General features: G+C 72.5%; 20 protein-coding genes and 1 pseudogene. 16 read left to right on the top strand and 5 right to left on the bottom strand.

All coding sequences use genetic code 11. From position 1 onward, the window contains the following. Positions 1 to 4: 4 nt before the first annotated feature. The 7 genes and pseudogenes from ACF1ED_RS06150 (at position 5) to ACF1ED_RS06120 (ending at position 3,928) form a co-directional block, all read left to right on the top strand. Complete coding sequence (locus ACF1ED_RS06150; RefSeq protein ID WP_391757186.1) at positions 5 to 907, top strand: DUF5936 domain-containing protein; 903 nt, start codon at positions 5 to 7, stop codon at positions 905 to 907. Positions 908 to 1,095: 188 nt separating this feature from the next. Continuing rightward, the gene (locus tag ACF1ED_RS06145; protein ID WP_391757185.1) at positions 1,096 to 1,305 is read left to right on the top strand and encodes a Flp family type IVb pilin; all 210 of its coding nucleotides are present in this window, start codon (positions 1,096 to 1,098) and stop codon (positions 1,303 to 1,305) included. A gap of 23 nt (positions 1,306 to 1,328) precedes the next feature. Beyond that, positions 1,329 to 1,439, top strand: a pseudogene (locus ACF1ED_RS06140) (pilus assembly protein TadG-related protein); the annotation flags it as partial. 51 nt (positions 1,440 to 1,490) lie between these two features. Next, entirely contained in the window at positions 1,491 to 1,928 is a 438-nt protein-coding gene (locus tag ACF1ED_RS06135) for a hypothetical protein (RefSeq protein WP_391757533.1), read from the top strand. Positions 1,929 to 1,942: 14 nt separating this feature from the next. Next, a complete protein-coding gene (locus tag ACF1ED_RS06130; RefSeq protein WP_391757184.1) occupies positions 1,943 to 2,515 on the top strand; it encodes a hypothetical protein in 573 nt (190 codons plus the stop codon). Positions 2,516 to 2,524: 9 nt separating this feature from the next. Beyond that, entirely contained in the window at positions 2,525 to 3,154 is a 630-nt protein-coding gene (locus tag ACF1ED_RS06125; RefSeq protein WP_391757183.1) for an OmpA family protein, read from the top strand. 177 nt (positions 3,155 to 3,331) lie between these two features. Continuing rightward, complete coding sequence (locus tag ACF1ED_RS06120) at positions 3,332 to 3,928, top strand: hypothetical protein (protein WP_391757182.1); 597 nt, start codon at positions 3,332 to 3,334, stop codon at positions 3,926 to 3,928. A 33-nt stretch (positions 3,929 to 3,961) separates the two neighbouring features. On the opposite strand, the gene ACF1ED_RS06115 is transcribed toward ACF1ED_RS06120, so the two are convergent. Continuing rightward, a complete protein-coding gene (locus tag ACF1ED_RS06115) occupies positions 3,962 to 4,915 on the bottom strand; it encodes a hypothetical protein (protein ID WP_391757181.1) in 954 nt (317 codons plus the stop codon). 154 nt (positions 4,916 to 5,069) lie between these two features. Here ACF1ED_RS06115 and ACF1ED_RS06110 point away from each other — a divergent pair, with 154 nt between their 5' ends. From ACF1ED_RS06110 to ACF1ED_RS06100, 3 genes are all read left to right on the top strand, one after another. Further along, entirely contained in the window at positions 5,070 to 5,450 is a 381-nt protein-coding gene (locus ACF1ED_RS06110) for a hypothetical protein (protein WP_391757180.1), read from the top strand. A 131-nt stretch (positions 5,451 to 5,581) separates the two neighbouring features. After that, positions 5,582 to 6,799, top strand: a complete 1,218-nt coding sequence (locus ACF1ED_RS06105) for a hypothetical protein (protein ID WP_391757179.1) — start codon at positions 5,582 to 5,584, stop codon at positions 6,797 to 6,799. A 43-nt stretch (positions 6,800 to 6,842) separates the two neighbouring features. Next, positions 6,843 to 7,943 (top strand): hypothetical protein, encoded by a 1,101-nt coding sequence (locus ACF1ED_RS06100; protein WP_391757178.1) that lies wholly within the window; start codon positions 6,843 to 6,845, stop codon positions 7,941 to 7,943. Here ACF1ED_RS06100 and ACF1ED_RS06095 read toward each other — a convergent pair. Further along, complete coding sequence (locus ACF1ED_RS06095; protein WP_391757177.1) at positions 7,915 to 8,286, bottom strand: DUF192 domain-containing protein; 372 nt, start codon at positions 8,284 to 8,286, stop codon at positions 7,915 to 7,917. The genes ACF1ED_RS06100 and ACF1ED_RS06095 overlap by 29 nt on opposite strands. Positions 8,287 to 8,315: 29 nt before the next feature. Here ACF1ED_RS06095 and ACF1ED_RS06090 point away from each other — a divergent pair, with 29 nt between their 5' ends. Then, positions 8,316 to 9,053, top strand: coding sequence for a prepilin peptidase (locus tag ACF1ED_RS06090; RefSeq protein ID WP_391757176.1), 738 nt, complete (start codon positions 8,316 to 8,318; stop codon positions 9,051 to 9,053). 328 nt (positions 9,054 to 9,381) lie between these two features. On the opposite strand, the gene mgrA is transcribed toward ACF1ED_RS06090, so the two are convergent. Next, positions 9,382 to 10,419, bottom strand: coding sequence for an L-glyceraldehyde 3-phosphate reductase (gene mgrA, locus ACF1ED_RS06085; RefSeq protein ID WP_391757175.1), 1,038 nt, complete (start codon positions 10,417 to 10,419; stop codon positions 9,382 to 9,384). Between the two features lie 129 nt (positions 10,420 to 10,548). Here mgrA and ACF1ED_RS06080 point away from each other — a divergent pair, with 129 nt between their 5' ends. From ACF1ED_RS06080 to ACF1ED_RS06060, 5 genes are all read left to right on the top strand, one after another. Continuing rightward, entirely contained in the window at positions 10,549 to 11,310 is a 762-nt protein-coding gene (locus tag ACF1ED_RS06080) for an isoprenyl transferase (RefSeq protein WP_391757174.1), read from the top strand. 298 nt (positions 11,311 to 11,608) lie between these two features. Beyond that, positions 11,609 to 12,934 (top strand): PhoH family protein, encoded by a 1,326-nt coding sequence (locus ACF1ED_RS06075; RefSeq protein ID WP_391757173.1) that lies wholly within the window; start codon positions 11,609 to 11,611, stop codon positions 12,932 to 12,934. A gap of 398 nt (positions 12,935 to 13,332) precedes the next feature. Beyond that, positions 13,333 to 14,055 carry a transglycosylase SLT domain-containing protein gene (locus tag ACF1ED_RS06070; RefSeq protein ID WP_391757172.1) on the top strand — a complete coding sequence of 241 codons (723 nt, stop codon included), beginning with the start codon at positions 13,333 to 13,335 and terminating at the stop codon, positions 14,053 to 14,055. Positions 14,056 to 14,155: 100 nt separating this feature from the next. Beyond that, positions 14,156 to 15,604 carry an AI-2E family transporter gene (locus ACF1ED_RS06065; RefSeq protein WP_391757171.1) on the top strand — a complete coding sequence of 483 codons (1,449 nt, stop codon included), beginning with the start codon at positions 14,156 to 14,158 and terminating at the stop codon, positions 15,602 to 15,604. Beyond that, positions 15,601 to 16,275: a hypothetical protein gene (locus ACF1ED_RS06060; protein ID WP_391757170.1), complete on the top strand. Its 675-nt coding sequence runs from the start codon at positions 15,601 to 15,603 to the stop codon at positions 16,273 to 16,275. Before ACF1ED_RS06065 ends, ACF1ED_RS06060 begins: the two co-directional genes overlap by 4 nt. A 68-nt stretch (positions 16,276 to 16,343) precedes the next feature. Here ACF1ED_RS06060 and ACF1ED_RS06055 read toward each other — a convergent pair whose 3' ends face one another. Further along, positions 16,344 to 16,877, bottom strand: a complete 534-nt coding sequence (locus ACF1ED_RS06055) for an alkyl hydroperoxide reductase (RefSeq protein WP_359525862.1) — start codon at positions 16,875 to 16,877, stop codon at positions 16,344 to 16,346. A gap of 2 nt (positions 16,878 to 16,879) precedes the next feature. Further along, entirely contained in the window at positions 16,880 to 17,434 is a 555-nt protein-coding gene (locus tag ACF1ED_RS06050; RefSeq protein ID WP_030747068.1) for a peroxiredoxin, read from the bottom strand. Positions 17,435 to 17,667: the final 233 nt, after the last annotated feature.

Below are 17,667 nucleotides of genomic sequence, written 5' to 3'. Positions count from 1 at the left end.
GCAGATGACGGACGACATGCCGGAACTCGCCCTCGCCCTCCTCGCGGGCCTCTCCGTCGCCGGCTTCGCGTACGGGCTCCGCCTGTACCGGGCCGACGCCCGCCTCCCCGACGACCTCCGCCTCGCCCTGGAGGTCGGCGCGACCCGCACCGGCGCGGTCGACTCCGCCGTGGACCGCCTCGGCATGCGCTGGTCCCCCGCGGTGCTGCGCTGGATGGGACCCAAGCGGGTCGGCGCGGTCCGCCGCCGCATCGACCTGGCCGGCAACCCCGGCGGCCTGACGATCGACCGGTACGGGGCGCGGCGGGCCGTCTACGGCTTCCTCGGCGGCCTCGGCGGCCTGCTGATGCTCACGAAGGGCTCCTACGTCACCGCCGCCCTCCTCTTCGCCTTCGGCGCCTTCTGGACCGAGGTCGGCATCTGGTCCGCGGTCCGCATCCGCAAGGACCAGATCGAACGCACCCTCCCCGACTTCCTCGACGTCCTCGCCGTCGTCGTCTCCGCGGGCCTCGGCTTCCGCCAGGCCCTGGAGCGGGTCGCGGACAAGTACTCCGGCCCCTGGTCCGACGAACTCCGCATCACCCTGCGCCAGATGGACATGGGCGTCACCCGCCGGCAGGCCTTCGACGAACTCCGCCGCCGCAACGACTCCGAACAGGTCGCCCAGTTCGTGACGGCGCTCCAGCAGGGCGAGGAGCTGGGCGCGCCCATCGTCGACACGCTCATCCAGATCGCCGAGGACATGCGCCGCACGGACGCCCAGAACGCCCGCCGCAAGGCCGCGAAGGCGGTCCCCAAGGCCACGATGGTCATCACGACCCTGATGGTCCCGGCCACCATGATCCTCCTCGGCGCGGGCCTGTTCCTCGGAACGGGGACGGACCTGGGCTCGATCGCGGGGGAGTGAGACGGTGCGACGACGTATGAAACTTCCCCCAACTCCCCACGGAACCCCCGCCCCAGGCCATACCCTTCCGGAGTGCATGGTCCCGCCCGCGACCGGAGCTGACGAACCACCCCGGCTCCCCTGTCCACCACAGGCCCCCCGGGCGTACCGTGCGACTGCGCGAGCGTCAGACCTCGGAGGGGAGCACGATGTACGACGCGATGCTGAAGGCCCTGACCAGAACCCGACTCCACCTGACGTCCCGGGGAGACCGGGGGCAGACGGCGGTGGAGTATCTGGGGATCATCGTGGTGGTGGTGGCGATCGTGGTCGCGATCACGGGCACGGATCTCGGGCAGTCGATCAAGGGCGCCATCAGTCAGAAGATTGCCGAAATCACGGGCGGCGGCGGAGAGTAGCCGACGCTGGGCAGGCGTTCCCGGCCTACGTAGCGGTCATTGCAGGGCTTCTGTTGCTCGGTTTCGTCTACTTCGTCGTGGGGCGGGCAGGCGTTGTGCGGAACGGAGCGCAGACCGCAGCTGACGCCGCAGTTCTCGCTGCCGCTCACGACGCAAGGGAGCAGCTGCGGGAGGGCTGGCTCGGAGTGATCGACGATTCCGCTCAGTGGCAACGGTACGTCGATGGTGACGATTACGACCCATTGCTGGTGTGCCAGGCGGCGGATACCTTCGCCGCCCGCAACGACGCCGAGGTCAAAGGCTGCTCGCCCGCTGGTCTCAGCTTCAAGGTGACAGTGCGCAGCACGGACACGGTGGGCCAGTCCATAGTTCCGGGCACGGAGAACCAGCAGGCCGTGGCTACGGCGGCAGCAGTGATCGAGCCGCGCTGCTCGTTCGACGCCCCCAAGCCCAGTGAGGAGCCCGAACCGCCTCCGACACCTCCTGCAGAGCCGGAGGGGGAGCCCGAACCGATCCGGGGCCTTGTGTGTGACGGATCGGCCCTGGACATCGATCCGGAGGATCCCGTCCTTCCCGACGCGGGTGACCTCTTCCGTGTTCGACTGACCGGTGACGACGAGTAAAGGAAGAGCTCTTCATGAATGTCTCGTACGTGAGAGGGGGGTTCATCGCCTTCGCGGTGGCGGCCTCTTTGACCGTTGCAGGCTGTGGCGCCGATGCCGAACCCAAGGCAGCTGACAAGCCGACGACGGCGACACAGCCGACCCAGCAACCCACACCGAGCCAGTCGGAGGGGAGTGCTGAGGGTCCGACAGAGACCCTGTCGGTCGTGAAGGGGCAGAAGGGGCTTGAGCTCGCGATCAACTCCGTCGAGCGGGACACGGGTGGATTCGTGACCATCAAGGGAAGACTGAGTAACGCTTCTAGCGCGGTGATTGCCATCCCGCCGCAGACGAGTGGCAACGAGACCGAAGTGGTCAAGCACGGAACTTCCCTCGGCGGCGCCACCCTCGTGGACTCCGTAGGCAAGAAGCGGTACTACGTTCTCAGGGACACCGACGGCCGTCCCCTCACCACCACGAATCTCGACAGCCTCGGCCCCGGTAAATCCACCGCCGTCTTCATGCAATTCCCCGCACCCCCCGCCTCCACCACCGAGGTCTCGTTCCAACTGCCCACGTTCGAACCTGCCACGCTCAAGCTCTCCTGAGGCGGCGCCATGACGACGACGACAGGACGACGACGCAGGATGGCCGCCGTGGCGGTCGTGGTGGCCGTGGTGTGGACGGGGGCGTCCGTCACGGCTTACGCGGACGATCCGCCGGGGAGCAGCAGTTCCTCCCCGCCGCCCGTCATCGACGCCAACTCGCCCGAGCTGATGCTTCCGGACGGGGCGACGCTCGCGCCCGCGAAGGTGCTGGACATCAAGCAGATCGTGGAGGAGGAGGGGGGCGAGCAGCGGCGGGAGGACACGAACGTGGACGTGACGTTCGCGCTGCAGGCCGAGGTGCTGTTCCCGAAGAACAGCGCCAAACTCAGCCCCGCCGCCGCCGCGCGGATCCGGGCCATCGCGGGCGAGGTGCGGACGCAGGGGTCGGGGAAGGTGCGGGTGTTCGGGTTCACCGACAACCTGGGGACGTACGAGCACGGGCTGAAGCTCTCCAAGGAGCGGGCCGTCGCCGTGCAGCAGGTGCTGGCGCGGGAGCTGGACCCGGGGACCTCGTACGAGATCCGCGGGTACAGCGAGGACTACCCGATCGCCGACAACCGCACCGAGGAGGGGCGCAAGAAGAACCGCCGGGTGGAGGTGTCCTTCCCCCGCACCGCGCCGCCGCCCGCCGCGCCCTGAGCGGCGGGCGTAGCCGGGGCGGGCCCGGTCGGGTCGCCCCGTCGGCCCCCCCCGGCCCGAACGGCCCCCGGGGCCCCCGTGGTGCCGAACCGGCAGGCCCTCCGTCACGCCGGTTCACGGAAGGCGCGCCCGGCGGCGGGGGCCTTGCCCGGAGCGCCTTGTGGATACTGATCGGCCATGAACACCTCCTACGGATCAGCGGACTTCACCCTCCACCACACCGACCCCGGGGGCGGGGGCCGGCTGCTCACCCCCGCCCCGTCCTGGACCGGGTCCGTGCCCGGACTCGGCGGCGTGGAGCTGCGGTACGGGCCGGCGCCGGGTCGGAGCGACGCGTTCGCGCAGTTCTCGGTGGTCGGGGAGCGCATACCGGCGGGCGTCTTCAGCGGCATCAAGTACGGGCACGCTCCGCTGCCCTCCCGCGCGCGCCTCCAGGTCGGGCCGCACACCGGCGCCGTCAGCCGCTTCCGCAGCGGGCTCACCCGCGACCAGCGCGCCCTGCGCGTCCGCCTCGGCGAGCGTGCGTACCGCTACCGCCAGGGGCCGGACAAACGCGTCCACGAACTCCTGCGGCCGGGCCTCGTCGTGCGCGTCACCCGCGACGACTGGTACCGCCCCCTGACCCTCGCCGTCCGCACGGAAGGCCACGCCGACGCCCTCGACCTCTCCCTGGCCCTGCTCCTCCAGGGCGTCTACACCCGCCACCTCTCCCAGGGCGGCCGCTGGTTCTCCCTCCCGTTCCGCATCCTGAACCGCATGCCGGACGTGTTCTGAGGACGGCTGCCGCCGGTCGGCGTCGGCGGTCCCTCACGTGGCTGCGCCGAGTTCCCCCAGGGCCGACCGGACCGTCGCCGTCATCCGGTCCGGGCGGGCGAAGACCTCCCGGGCGGTGAAGCGCAGCACCCGGCGGACCTCCGGGCAGGACTGGAGGGCGTTGAAGCGGGCGACGTCCCGTTCGTGGGCGCGGGGCGTGCCGTGGTACGCGTAGCCCTCGACCTCCACCGCGAGGCCCGCCGCCCGGAAGAGGAAGTCCGGGCGGAGGGAGCGGCCGCCGGGCGTCCGCAGCGGGGGTTGCGACTCGGGGAAGAGGGACGCGTCGGCCATCCGCAACCGGGCCACCGTCTCCGCCGGCGAGCCCGCCGCCGGGTCCGCGAGCCGGAGCCAGGCGCGGGCGCGCGGTGCGCCGGGCCGCCGGACCGAGAGCTGCGCGGCCAGCTCCTCGTACCGGACCGGCGGGTCCCTGCGTACGCCCTCCACCACGCGGCGGGACAGCGCCGAGTCCGCCGTCACCACCGCCTCCTCCCGGCTCCCGCACGCCCGTATCAGGTCCGCGGCCGTCCGCGCGGCCGTCGTCACCCGCAGGCCCCGGCGCAGGCAGACGTCCTCCGGGAGGAGGGAGGCGCGCGAGCCCGGAGCCGCCCTCGTACCCGGCTCCGCCCCAACCCCAGCCCCTGCCCCAGCCCCCGTGCCCGCGCCCGCGCCTGCCTCCGTCCCTGTCCCCGTCACCGTCAGGACCTCGATCCGGTGCAGTCGCGCCGCCGTGCCGTGACGGCAGACGCGCTGCGGGCGCAGCAGTTGGAGGGCGGTCTCCCGGACCCGCCAGTCCGTCTCCTTTCCCGGCACCGCCCAGGCGCCCCGGCAGATCCGCTGCCAGCCGTCCCGCCGCAGGCGCGCGGCGAGCCGGCCCGGCGGCCAGCCCGCCGCGAGCGCCCAGACCGTGAGGAGCACCCCGCCCCTGGCGAGGATCGCCAACTCGTACATACGCGCAAGGTTCCACGGAAGAGCGACACTTCGCACCCCCTGTGGAAAACCCGGAGAAAGTTGTCCCCAGGAATGCGCAAAAGTGTCGGGACGAATCCCCGGGGGAGGAGCATTCTTAACCGAAACACCACAACGCTCCGGGGCAGGGCCGCCGATGCCGCACACCAGTCCTCAGATCGCCGGCACGCCCGGCGTGCAGCTCGTCCATGACCTCCTCGTCCACGTCCCGGCCTTCCGCGGCGCGTACGAGAGCCACGTCTTCCGGCAGGGCGGGGTCCTGCCGCACGTCTTCTTCTGGGATGTCGTCCAGGGGACCGTCCGCTCCTTCCTCGCCGGGGAGGCGGAGCCCGACTGGCGCCGCACCCTCGCCTTCCTGGAGGAGCGGAGCAGCCGGGGCGACACCGCCGTCGACGAGGTGATCGTGACCTCCTTCCTCGGAGACCTGCCGTCCCCGCACGAGCCGGGCCACGCCATCGTCCGGCAGCTCGGGCCCGTCATGGCCGCGAAGTTCGAGCGGATGAGGCCCGGGGGCTGACCGCGCGGCCGGGCCGAGCCCGCGGCCGAGCAGAGCCCGGGGCGGGCAGGCGTTCGCCGCGAACGGGGCTTCGTCCGGCTCCGGTTGGGTAGCTTCCGGGGGTCCATCGAGGGTCCCCTGGAGGCCGAGGCGTGCTGAGCGACGACGACATCCTGGCGGCGGTGCGGCGCGGTCTCGGGGCCGCCGGGGCGGACGACGCGGCCTTCCCCGCGGCGGGCGCCCACATCACCCGGCACCTCCTCGTCCGCGGCGAGATCGTCCGCTGCGTGGAGACCCGCACGGAGGGGGCCGGTTTCCACGCGGGCACCCGCGACCTGTCGGACGTGCCCGAGTACGACGACCTCGACCGGTATCCGATACCCGCCCCCGCCGACCCGGGGGCGGCCCGCTCGACCCTGCGGCTGGTGCGGCGCGGTTCGGTGGCCGCCCACGCCTGCTCCACCTGTACCAACGGCCGGAAGCCCTGCGCGCGCTGCCACGGCGCCGGGGACGTGAAGTGCCGGACCCACGTGCCGTGCGGGGGGTGCGAGGGGCGGCTGTGCTGCCTCGCCTGCGAGGGCACCGGCAAGCGCGCCCGCGAGGCGGCCGACCGGCCGCAGGGGGAGACGTCGGCACGGGTCCGCTGCCGGAAGTGCGGGGCCGAGGACGCGGCGTGCGCGAAGTGCCGGGGCGCCGGCCAGAAGAAGTGCGCGGTGTGCGGCGGGACCGGCTCCCGGCACTGCCCCGACTGCGGGGGCGGCGGCACGGCGAAGCACGACTTCTGCGCGGGAACCGGCCGGTACGTGGAGTGGATCGAGGGGGTCATCGCCCGGAAGCCCGTCGTGGACACCGTCCAGGAGACCTCCGGCCTGCCCGCCCGGGCCTTCGGCTGGACGAACGAGTACGACGCCTGGGACCGCGTCGACCGCGTCGACCTCTTCGACCACACCGGCCGCAGCGGCGAGAAGACCTTCCCGGCGGACGGGACCGACCACGGCACCACCGCCGGGTCCGCTGCCGGGCCCTGCCACGGCACCACCGCAGGGTCCGACCACGGGCCCGACCACGGCACCACCGCCGGACCCACCGCCGCACCCACCCCCGCCGCACCCCACGACGACCTCGCCGCCTTCCTCGCCCCCCGGCTCGGCGTCCGTGACGGGGAGGTCGCCCGCCGCGTCAGCGTGCGGTACCTGTCGCTCGCCCGCGTCACGCACGACCACCACCCCCACCGGGTGTACATCGTGGTCCCCAAGCGCCCCGCGCCCCGCGTCGTCACGGTCCGCTCCCCGCGCCGCGCCCTGCGGCTCGCCGTCCTCGCGCTGCTGGTCCTGGTGGCCGCCGTCGTGGTCGCCCGCCTCCTCTCGTAGCCGGCCGGGGAGGGCGGCGGACCGCCTCGGGATAATCGAGCGCATGTCCCCGCCGACCAGCCGTTCCCCGCTCCTCCTCGCCCTCGGCGGCTACGCCGCCACCCGGCTCCTCGGGCTCGCCGCCCTCGCCGTCGCCGCCGCCGCGACCGGCAAGGACGGCTTCCACCGGCTGGGCGGGCGCTGGGACTCGGTCTGGTACGCGCGGATCGCCGAGCACGGGTACGGGTACCGGGTCACGCTCCCGAACGGCGACGTCCACTCCGACCTGGCGTTCTTCCCGCTGCTCCCCGCCCTGGAGCGGGTGCTGTCCGCCGTCCTGCCGCTCGACGCGGCCGGTGCCGGGCTGCTGGTCTCCTGGACCGCCTCGCTCGCCGCCGCCTGGGGGATCTTCCGGTGCGGCGAGCACGTGGTGTCGGCGCGCGCGGGCGTCCTGCTGGCCGTGCTGTGGGGCGCGTACCCGACGGCGTTCGTGCAGTCGATGGCGTACACGGAGACGCTGTTCACCGCGCTCGCCGCCTGGTCGCTGTACGCGGTGCTGCGCGACCGCTGGATCCTCGCGGGGCTGCTGTGCGCGCTGGCCGGGCTCACCCGGCCCACCGCCGCCGCGCTGATCGCCGCCCTCGGGGTCACCGCCCTCGTCACCCTGGTCCGGGACCGCCGGCTGCCCCGGCGGACGGTCGCCGGGGTGCTGCTCGCGCCGCTCGGCTGGCTCGGACACGTCGTGTACACCGGCGTCCGCGAGTCGAGCGCCACCGCCTACTTCGAGGTCCAGGCGGCGTGGGGCAACTCCATCGACGGCGGCGTCGCCCTCGCCCGCTTCATCGCCTCCCTGCCCCGGCCCGCGGCGCTCGGCCTGTGTACGGCCCTCGCGCTCCTGGCCTGGCTGGTCGTGCTGTGCGTCCGGCAGCGCCAGCCGCTGCCGCTGCTGGTCCACACGGTCGGGGTGGTCGTCGTGTCGCTGGTCGGCGCCGCCTACTTCGGGTCCCGGCCGCGCCTGATGATGCCCGCGTTCGGGCTGCTCCTGCCGCCCGCCGCCGCCCTCGCCCGGCTCCGCACCGCCACCGCCGCCGCGGTCCTCGCCACCCTGGCCCTGGCCTCGGCGGTCTACGGCGCCCTCACCCTCCTGGGACCGGGCCCTCCGTGAGCGCGACCACCGCTCCCGCCCGCACCCCCCACCCCGCCATCGCGCCCGCCTCCGCCTCCAGGACGTGCCGGGCGCGCAGGCGCGGCAGCCCGAGCCGGCCCGGGCGCATGGTGACCACGGCGAGCACCCGCAGCCGCCGGTCCAGATAGGCCACGTCGATCGGGAAGCGCATCCCGAGGGTGTGGACGCTGTTCGCCGGGGTCAGCAGCATCGCCCCCGCGATCCCGTCCCGCCCCAGCAGCCCGCGCCGCCGCGCCCGGTACGAGGCCGCGACCTCCACCGGGACCACCGCCCCGTCCGGCACCGCGAGGGCACCCGGCCCGTCCCGCCAACTCCGCCCCATGCGCCCGACCTTAGCCCTAGGGTCACCTCGTGTACCCGTCGCTGATCGTCCTCGCCGCCCTGTGGGGTGCCGCCGTCGGGCTGCTCGTGCCCCGGGCGGCGTACCGGCTGTCCGTGGAGCCCGAGGAGCCGTGGCGCGCGCTCTGCCCGGCGGGGCACCGGCTCGCCGGGCCGGCGCGCGGCTGGCTCGGCGGGCCGGGGCGGGCCGGGTGCGCGACGACCCGGGCGCCGTACGCCGTGCCGCTGCTGACGGCGGCGGTCTGCGCGCTGCTGGCCGCCGCCACCGGCGGCCCCCGGCCCGAGCTCGCGGTGTGGCTGCTGGCCGCGCCCTTCGGGGTGCTGCTGGCCTGCGTCGACGTGCGGGTGCAGCGGCTGCCCGACGGGCTGACCCTGCCCCTCGCGCTCGCCGTACCGCTGCTGCTCGGGGCCGCCGAGCTCCTGCCGCACGACGCCGGGTCCTGGTCGCACGCCCTGCTCGGGGCCCTCGCCCTGGGCGGCGGCTATCTGGCGCTGCACCTGGTCAGCCCGCAGGGGCTGGGCTTCGGCGACGTGAAGCTGGCCCTGCCGCTGGGCGCCGCGCTCGGCTGGTACGGCTGGGGCGTCCTGTTCACCGGCGCCTTCCTGGGCTTCCTGCTCGGCGCGGGATACGGCTTCGGGCGCGTCCTCCTCGGCCGCGCGGGCCGCTCCTCCGCGATCCCCTTCGGGCCCTTCATGCTCGGCGGCGCCCTCCTGGGCCTCGCCCTCGGCGCCTTCACCGCCCTGCCCTGAGCGGCCCGCCCCGGCGGCGCCTCCGCAGGGCCACCGCCCCGTCGCGGAGCGCCACCGGACCCCCGGTGACCTGCCGGGCGTCAACGCGCGTGAGGGTCCCCGCGTTCCCCCTTCGGAGGGACGGAAGTCCGCCGCCACGCCGGGGCACAAAACCGCCACATGGGCCCGGAGCCCTTGTGCCGCCTGGGATCCGGGGAAATCCGGCCGCTCCGTCCGGCGCACGTGGCGCGCAGCCCGACTATCGAAGGGTTATGGTGGAACCCCCCCCTCGGGCCGGTCCGTATCCCCCCCACGGACCGGCCCGTTTTCTTTCCGTCCGTTCCGGACGTCAGCCCCGGCCGGCCCAGATGTTGGTGCCCTCGGTGTCGACGGCGAAGGTGTCGATCTCCTTCAGCTCGGCGTCCGTGAGCGGGGCGGAGGCCAGCGCCGCCACGTTCTCCTCCAGCTGCCCGACGCTCGACGCGCCGATCAGGGCCGAGGTCATCCGCGGGTCCCGCAGCACCCACTTCAGCGCCAGCTGGGCCAGCGACTGCCCGCGCCGCTCCGCGATGTCCGCGAGGCCGCGCAGCCGCCGCAGCACCTCGTCGGAGAGCAGGTTCGGGTCGAGGGACTTGCCCTGGGTGGCCCGCGAGCCCTCCGGGACGCCCTTCAGGTACTTGTTGGTGAGCAGGCCCTGGGCCAGCGGCACGAAGGAGATGCAGCCCATGCCGGCCGTCTCCAGGGCGTCCAGCAGGCCGTCGTCCTCGATCCAGCGGTTGATCATCGAGTACGAGGGCTGGTGGATGAGGGCCGGGACGCCCATCTCCTTCAGCAGCCGGGCGGCCTCGGCGGTCTGCTCGGCGTTGTAGGAGGAGACGCCGACGTACAGCGCCTTGCCCTGCCGGACCGCGGAGGCGAGCGCCCCCATGGTCTCCTCCAGCGGGGTCTCCGGGTCGAAGCGGTGCGAGTAGAAGATGTCGACGTAGTCGAGGCCCATCCGGTTCAGGGAGGCGTCGAGCGAGGACAGCAGGTACTTGCGGGAGCCCCACTCGCCGTACGGGCCGGGGTGCATCTCGTAACCGGCCTTGGTCGAGACGATCAGCTCGTCGCGGTGGGGCGCGAAGTCCTGGGCGAAGATCTTGCCGAAGTTCAGCTCGGCCGAGCCGGGCGGCGGCCCGTAGTTGTTCGCCAGGTCGAAGTGGGTGACGCCGAGGTCGAAGGCGCGGCGCAGGATCGCCCGCTGGGAGTCCAGCGTGCGGTCGTCGCCGAAGTTGTGCCAGAGGCCGAGGGAGACGGCGGGGAGCTTGAGCCCGCTGCGGCCCGAGCGGCGGTACTCCATGGAGTCGTAGCGCTCCGCGGCGGCGCGGTAGAGGGGGGAATCAGTCACGTATCTCTGCTTATCACGGACTTGTGACACAGCCGTAGGCAGTTGTGACACGCCCGGGCTGGGTCCCTTCATCCGGCCGCAGTAGTGTGGCGGCTTGCGAACCGCCCGCCCATGGAGGGGTAAAGAACAGTGAACCTGCGCGACCTGGTGTACGGGCTCTACGCACGCCGGGTGGAAGGCCGTCTCGACCACGATCAGGTGCCCAAGCACATCGGGGTCATCCTCGACGGCAACCGGCGCTGGGCCAAGGCGTCCGGCGGGACCCCGGAGCAGGGACACAAGGCGGGCGCGGACAAGATCCGGGAGCTGCTCGGCTGGTGCGCCGAGACCGACGTCGAGGTCGTCACGCTCTGGATGCTCTCCACGGACAACCTGAACCGTCCCGAGGAGCAGCTCGTGCCGCTGCTCGGGATCATCGAGGACGCGGTGAAGGCGCTCGCCTCCGACGGCCGCTGGCGGGTGCACCACGTCGGCACCATGGACCTGCTGCCGGCCCGGACCCAGACGGTCCTCAAGGAGGCCGAGGAGGCCACCCGCGGCAACGCCGGGATACTGGTCAACGTCGCCGTCGGCTACGGCGGCCGGCAGGAGATCGCGGACGCGGTCCGCTCGCTGCTCCTGGACCACGCGGAGCGCGGCACCAGCTTCGAGGAGCTGGCCGAGACCGTCTCCATCGACCTCATCTCGGAGCACCTGTACACGCGCGGGCAGCCCGACCCGGACCTGGTGATCCGCACCAGCGGCGAGCAGCGGCTGTCCGGTTTCATGCTGTGGCAGAGCGCGCACTCCGAGTACTACTTCTGCGAGGTCCACTGGCCGGCCTTCCGCAAGGTCGACTTCCTGCGGGCGCTGCGCGACTACGCCGCCCGGCACCGGCGCTACGGCTCCTGAACCACCCTCACCCCCCGGCCCCCTGGGGAGTCACCGCACGTTCACCAACACGCCGTCGTCCGCCCTGGCATGGCGGAGAGCGTTCGAGGGAATAAGCCTGGTGAAGTGAGCGGCACGGAGACCGCCACCCGGGAGGCCCCTTGCGCCAGGACGACCGTGCGGGACACGTACGGGAGAAGCGGAGGGCCGGTGTTCGGCCCGTGCAGGACGGTCCGATCCCGGTCCCATTCCGCCGCGACAAGGGTTCCACCGTCGCACCCCGGCCTCATTCGGGTCTTCAGAGGGGGTCTGTCCTTCCGTGGTGACCAGCACGAAGCGCCGCCTGTCCGACCGGCGCACCTATGTTCTCGACACCAGCGTCCTGCTCGCCGACCCCAAGGCGATGTCCCGCTTCGAGGAGCACGAGGTCGTGCTCCCCATCGTCGTGGTGACCGAGCTGGAGGCGAAGAGGCACCACCCCGAGCTCGGGTACTTCGCCCGCCAGGCGCTGCGCCTGCTGGACGACTTCCGGGTCCGGTACGGACGCCTGGACGCCCCCCTCCCCGTCGGGGAGCTCGGCGGCACGCTGAGGGTCGAGCTCAACCACTCCGACCCCGGCATCCTGCCGGCCGGCTACCGGCTGGGGGACAACGACTCCCGGATCCTCGCCGTCGCGCGCAACCTCCAGGCGGAGGGGTACGACGTCACGGTGGTCTCCAAGGACCTGCCGCTGCGGATCAAGGCGTCCTCGGTGGGCCTGCTCGCCGAGGAGTACCGCGCCGAGCTCGCCATCACGGACGCCAACGGGTGGACCGGGATGTCCGAGCTGGGCCTGTCGGCCGAGCAGGTCGACCTCCTCTACGACCAGGAGCGGCTGTACGTGCCGGAGGCGGCCGAGCTGCCCGTGCACACCGGCCTGGTGCTCCAGTCCGAGCGCGGCAAGGCGCTCGGCCGGGTCGGCGCCGACGGGAACGTGCGGCTGGTCCGCGGCGACCGGGAGGCGTTCGGGATCAGGGGCCGCAGCGCCGAGCAGCGGATCGCGCTCGACCTGCTCCTCGACCCGGAGGTCGGGATCATCTCGATGGGCGGCCGGGCCGGCACCGGCAAGTCCGCGCTCGCGCTCTGCGCGGGCCTGGAGGCGGTCCTGGAGCGCCGGCAGCACCAGAAGGTGATGGTCTTCCGCCCGCTGTACGCGGTCGGCGGCCAGGACCTCGGCTATCTGCCGGGCAGCGAGTCGGAGAAGATGAGCCCCTGGGCGCAGGCGGTCTTCGACACGCTCTCCTCGGTCGCGGGCCGCGAGGTGATCGAGGAGGTGCTGTCCCGGGGGATGCTGGAGGTCCTTCCGCTCACCCACATCCGGGGCCGCTCGCTCCACGACGCCTTCGTCATCGTCGACGAGGCCCAGTCCCTGGAGCGGAACGTCCTGTTGACCGTTCTGTCTCGTATCGGGGCGAATTCGCGGGTGGTCCTCACCCATGACGTCGCCCAGCGGGACAACCTCCGGGTGGGGCGGTACGACGGAGTCGTCGCCGTGGTCGAGAAGCTGAAGGGTCATCCGCTCTTCGCCCACGTCACCCTGACCCGCTCCGAGCGGTCCCAGATCGCGGCCCTCGTGACCGAGATGCTGGAGGACGGCCACCTGTAAGGAGCAGGTGTCCGATTCGTACCCATTGGCTCCCGTACGGGAGTTGGCGCCGTCCGGCGAAGCGCAGGAGCTTAGCCGGGCGGCGCCCCCATGTCCGCAACATCCGTCAAAACACCTGCGCCCAACGGGGTGTGAGCTTTCACACGCAACACAGAATTGCCTTGCGGCGTCCACGTCAGGCAAAGTCTTGCTTCCGTCAGGCCCCGCATACGGCACCCGTGCACCCTCGACCCGTCGAAGGCGCGCACCAGCACCACACAACTCCACAACCGTCGCCGTATGCCGCCCACAGCACCACGGGCCCGTGTCTTCTGTGACCCGGTACGACGAAGACCAGCGCGAGGGGCACGATTTCGCCCGCGTGGTCACCGCTGTGGGCGATGCTGGAAGGAAACCGTGTGAGCCGGATCTCGGTCCGGGGATTCGCGGTGGCGTCTGCCACCGCGGTCACCACCGTCGGCGCCGTCGTCGGAGTTGCCACGGGCAACGCCGCCCAGGCCACCTCTGACGACAACTTCGAGGCCGCCGCGGCCGACAGCACGCTGCTCGCGGACATCCCCGCGGGCGCGCAGGCCCAGGTACAGGTCGCCTCCCTCGCCGAGCAGGCCGACGTCCAGGCCGCCGCCGCGGACGCCACCGTGCGCAAGAGCGCCGAGGAGGCCGCCCGCCTCAAGGCGGCCGAGGACGCGGAGGCCAAGAAGAAGGCCGCCGACGAGAAGGCCGAGCAGGAGAAGAAGGAGCGCGAGGAGCGGGAGGCCCGCGAGAAGGCCGAGCGCGCCAGCCGCGACGCCGTCCGCGACGCGTCGAGCTTCTCCGCCCAGGGCTCGTACTCCGTCTCCGAGGTCAAGGCGATCGCCCGCCAGATGATCCCGGCCTCGCAGTTCCAGTGCTTCAGCAACATCGTGGACCACGAGTCCACCTGGAACTACCGGGCGCAGAACCCGTCCTCCGGCGCCTACGGCCTCGTCCAGGCGCTGCCGGGCAGCAAGATGGCCTCGGCCGGCGCCGACTGGCAGACCAACCCCGCCACCCAGATCAAGTGGGGCCTCAACTACATGAACGACCGCTACGGCAGCCCCTGCGGCGCCTGGTCGTTCTGGCAGGCCCACCGCTGGTACTAGACCGGCGCGCGCTCAACCCCGGGAAGCCCCGCACCGTCCTACGGTGCGGGGCTTCCTGCGTGTAGGTTGCCAGGGACCGTACGGGGGGAAGAGGGACGAGATGTCGAGACTGCCACGATGGCTGAGCCGGGTCGGCGAGGGCATCAGCCGCATCGGGACGGAGCTGGACGCCCGGCGAGCCGAGGCCGAGCGGGGCGGACCGGACGGACCGTCGTACGGGAGGCCGCCGCTGACGCCCGGTCCGGAGACCGCGGAGCCTGTGGAGCCTGCGGAGAAACCTTCCGGTGCCCCCGAGACCGGCGCCGCCGCGGAGCCCTCCGGTGCCGCCGTCGGGACCGCCGTCGCCGAAGGCCGTACCGTGCCCGCCCCGCCGGCCTACGCCCCCGCCGTCCCCGCCCGCCCGGACCCGGTCTCCGCCATCCCGTGGGGCCTGCGCGTCGCGGGCGAGGCCGGCTGGCGGCTGCTCGTCCTCGCCGGCACGGTCTGGGTGCTGATGCGGGTCATCAGCTCCGTCCAGCTCGTCGTCCTCGCCTTCGTCGCCGCGCTCCTGGTCACCGCCCTGCTCCAGCCGACGGTGGCCTGGCTGCGGACCAAGGGCGTGCCGCGCGGGCTCGCCACCGCCCTCACCGCCATCTCCGGCTTCGTCGTCATGGGGCTGGTCGGCTGGTTCGTGGTCTGGCAGGTGATGGACAACATCGACAACCTCACCGACCGGGTCAAGGACGGCATCGAGGAGCTCAAGCGCTGGCTCCTCGACAGCCCCTTCCACGTGACCGAGCGCCAGATCAACGACATCGCCAAGAACCTCAGCGACACCATCGGCGCCAACGCCGAGCAGATCACCTCCGCCGGGCTCCAGGGCGTGACCGTGATCGTCGAGACCATGACCGGCATACTGCTCGCGATGTTCTCCACCCTCTTCCTGCTCCACGACGGGAAGCGGGTCTGGGAGTGGACGCTCAAGCTCGTCCCGGCGCAGGCCCGGCCCGGGGTTGCCGGCGCCGGTCCGCGCGCCTGGCGCACCCTCACCGCCTATGTGCGCGGCACCGTCCTGGTCGCCCTGATCGACGCGGTCTTCATCGGCCTCGGCCTCTACTTCCTGGAAGTGCCGATGGCGGTCCCGCTCGCCGTCTTCATCTTCCTCTTCGCCTTCATCCCGCTCGTCGGCGCCGTCATCTCCGGCGCCCTCGCCGTGCTGGTCGCCCTCGTCACCAACGGCCTGGGCACCGCGCTGGCCGTGCTCCTGGTGGTCCTCGCCGTGCAGCAGATCGAGGGCCACGTCCTCCAGCCGTTCATCCTCGGCCGGGCCGTCCGCGTCCACCCGCTGGCCGTGGTCCTCGCGGTCGCCGCCGGCGGGCTGACCGCCGGCATCGGCGGCGCCGTCGTCGCCGTCCCGCTCGTCGCGGTCGCCAACACCGTCGTCGGCTACCTCAAGGCGTGGAGCCACGAACCGGCGCTGCTCAGCACGCCCGAGCCGCGCGGCGCGACCGCCTTCGGGGTGGCCCCGACCCCGGCGCCCGGCTCGCCGGAGCGGAAGGAGCGGGCGTGATCTCCGAGCCCGAGCTGGAGGGCGGCGCCCCCTTCGAGGTCACCGAGGTGCTGACCGAGGAGCGGGAGCCGCGTCCGCGCCGGGCCCGGCCGCCCTGGCTGTGGGCGCTGGTCGGCGCGCTGGCCGCCTCGGTGGTGTGGGGCGGCGGGCTGTACGCGTACGGGCTGCGGGAGGAGCCGGGGCCGGACCTCGGCGGGTACAAGCCGGTGGAGGCGCTCTGCGAGCGGGCGGAGCTGAAGGCGCTCGGCGCGGTGCTCGGCGCGCGGTCCGAGAACAGCACGGGCCCCTTCATGGACACGCCGGCGGTGAGCGAGTCCTCGTGCTCGGCGATGTTCGGCCCGGTCGAGTCGGGCCAGGGCGTCGGTCTGACGTACACCCTGCACAAGGTCATCGACCCCGAGCCCGAGTTCGCGGCCAGGGCCGAGCAGTACGGGCTGCTGAACGCGGTCGAGGGCGTCGGCCGGAAGGCGTTCTTCGACGACCGCGGCGAGGACGGCGGCAGCATGTGGATCCTCGACGGCCGCATGGAGCTCCGGATCGAGCTCTACCGCGAGCAGAACTTCGACGACCGCGGCGAGCCGATCGGGTCGGGCCCGCCGCGCGACCTGTCCGGGATCGACGTGCCGATGGCGCAGGACGCCCTCGCCCTCATGGCCGCGCTCAAGAAGTAGCGCGGGCACGGGAAGGGCCCCGGAGCACTCGGCTCCGGGGCCCTTCCCGTACGTACGGTTCCGTCCCGCTACTCGGCGAGGACGGCCTCCGCGTCCAGGGTGACGGCGACCGCCTGGATCACCGCGGCGATCTTGAACGCCTCCTGGATCGTCTCGCGGTCGACGCCGGCCTTGCGCAGGACCTGCTCGTGCGAGTCCAGGCACTGGCCGCAGCCGTTGATCGCGGAGACGGCCAGCGACCAGAGCTCGAAGTCGACCTTCTCGACGCCCGGGTTGCCGATGACGTTCATCCGCAGGCCGGCCCGCATCGTCCCGTACTCGGGGTCCGACAGCAGGTGCCGGGTCCGGTAGAAGACGTTGTTCATCGCCATGACGGCGGCGGCGGACTTGGCGGCCTGGTACGCCTCGGGCTTCAGGTTCGCCTGGGCCTCGGGCTCCAGCTCCTTCAGCACCTTCGGCGAGCGCGAGGCGATCGCGCAGGCGAGGACGGTGCCCCAGAGCTGCTGCTGCGGCAGCTCGCTGTTGCCGATGACCGAGCCGAGGTTCAGCTTCAGGTCCTTGGCGAAGTCCGGTACGGCGGCCTTCAGCTCATCGAGGGCCATGCTCACTCACCGGCCAGGAGCGCACCGGCGTCCAGGGTGGACTCGCCCTTGTTCCAGTTGCAGGGGCAGAGCTCGTCGGTCTGCAGGGCGTCGAGGACCCGCAGGACCTCCTTGGGGTTACGGCCGACGGAGCCGGCGGTCACCATGGTGAACTGGATCTCGTTGTTCGGGTCCACGATGAAGACGGCGCGCTGGGCGAAGCCGTCCTCGCCCTCGACGCCGCAGTCGCGCATGAGCTCGTGCTTCGAGTCGGCGAGCATCGGGAAGGGCAGGTCGCGCAGGTCGGCGTGGTCCTTGCGCCAGGCGTGGTGGACGAACTCCGAGTCGCCCGAGACGCCGAGGATCTGGGCGTCGCGGTCGGCGAACTCGTCGTTCAGCTTGCCGAACGCGGCGATCTCGGTCGGGCAGACGAAGGTGAAGTCCTTCGGCCAGAAGAACACCACGCGCCACTTGCCCTCGTAGGACTTGTGGTCGATCTGCTCGAACTCCTTGCCGCTCTCCAGCGACACGCAGGCGGTCAGGTCGTAGGTGGGGAACTGGTCACCGACAGTGAGCACGCGCTCTCCTTGCGAGACGGAAGGATCCCTTTTGGGGGCTTCCATGAGGGGTTGGACGGACCCCACGTTCGCATGTCGGACGCTTCAAGAGAAATTGATCAATATTCACTGTTTCATCGGACGGGCTTATCAATGAGGGGAGGGTTCGTCAGCCGGGTGTCGATCGCACGGGTGGCGAGAGCCGTGCGCCGTGCCCATGGCAGGTCGTGGCAGATCCGGAAACGGCGGTCGAC

The sequence above is a fragment of the Streptomyces sp. NPDC014656 genome, assembly GCF_043084305.1.
Lineage (GTDB): Bacteria > Actinomycetota > Actinomycetes > Streptomycetales > Streptomycetaceae > Streptomyces.
The sequence above is the reverse complement of the archived record's forward strand: the minus strand, read 5'-3'. Positions and strand labels throughout refer to the sequence as shown.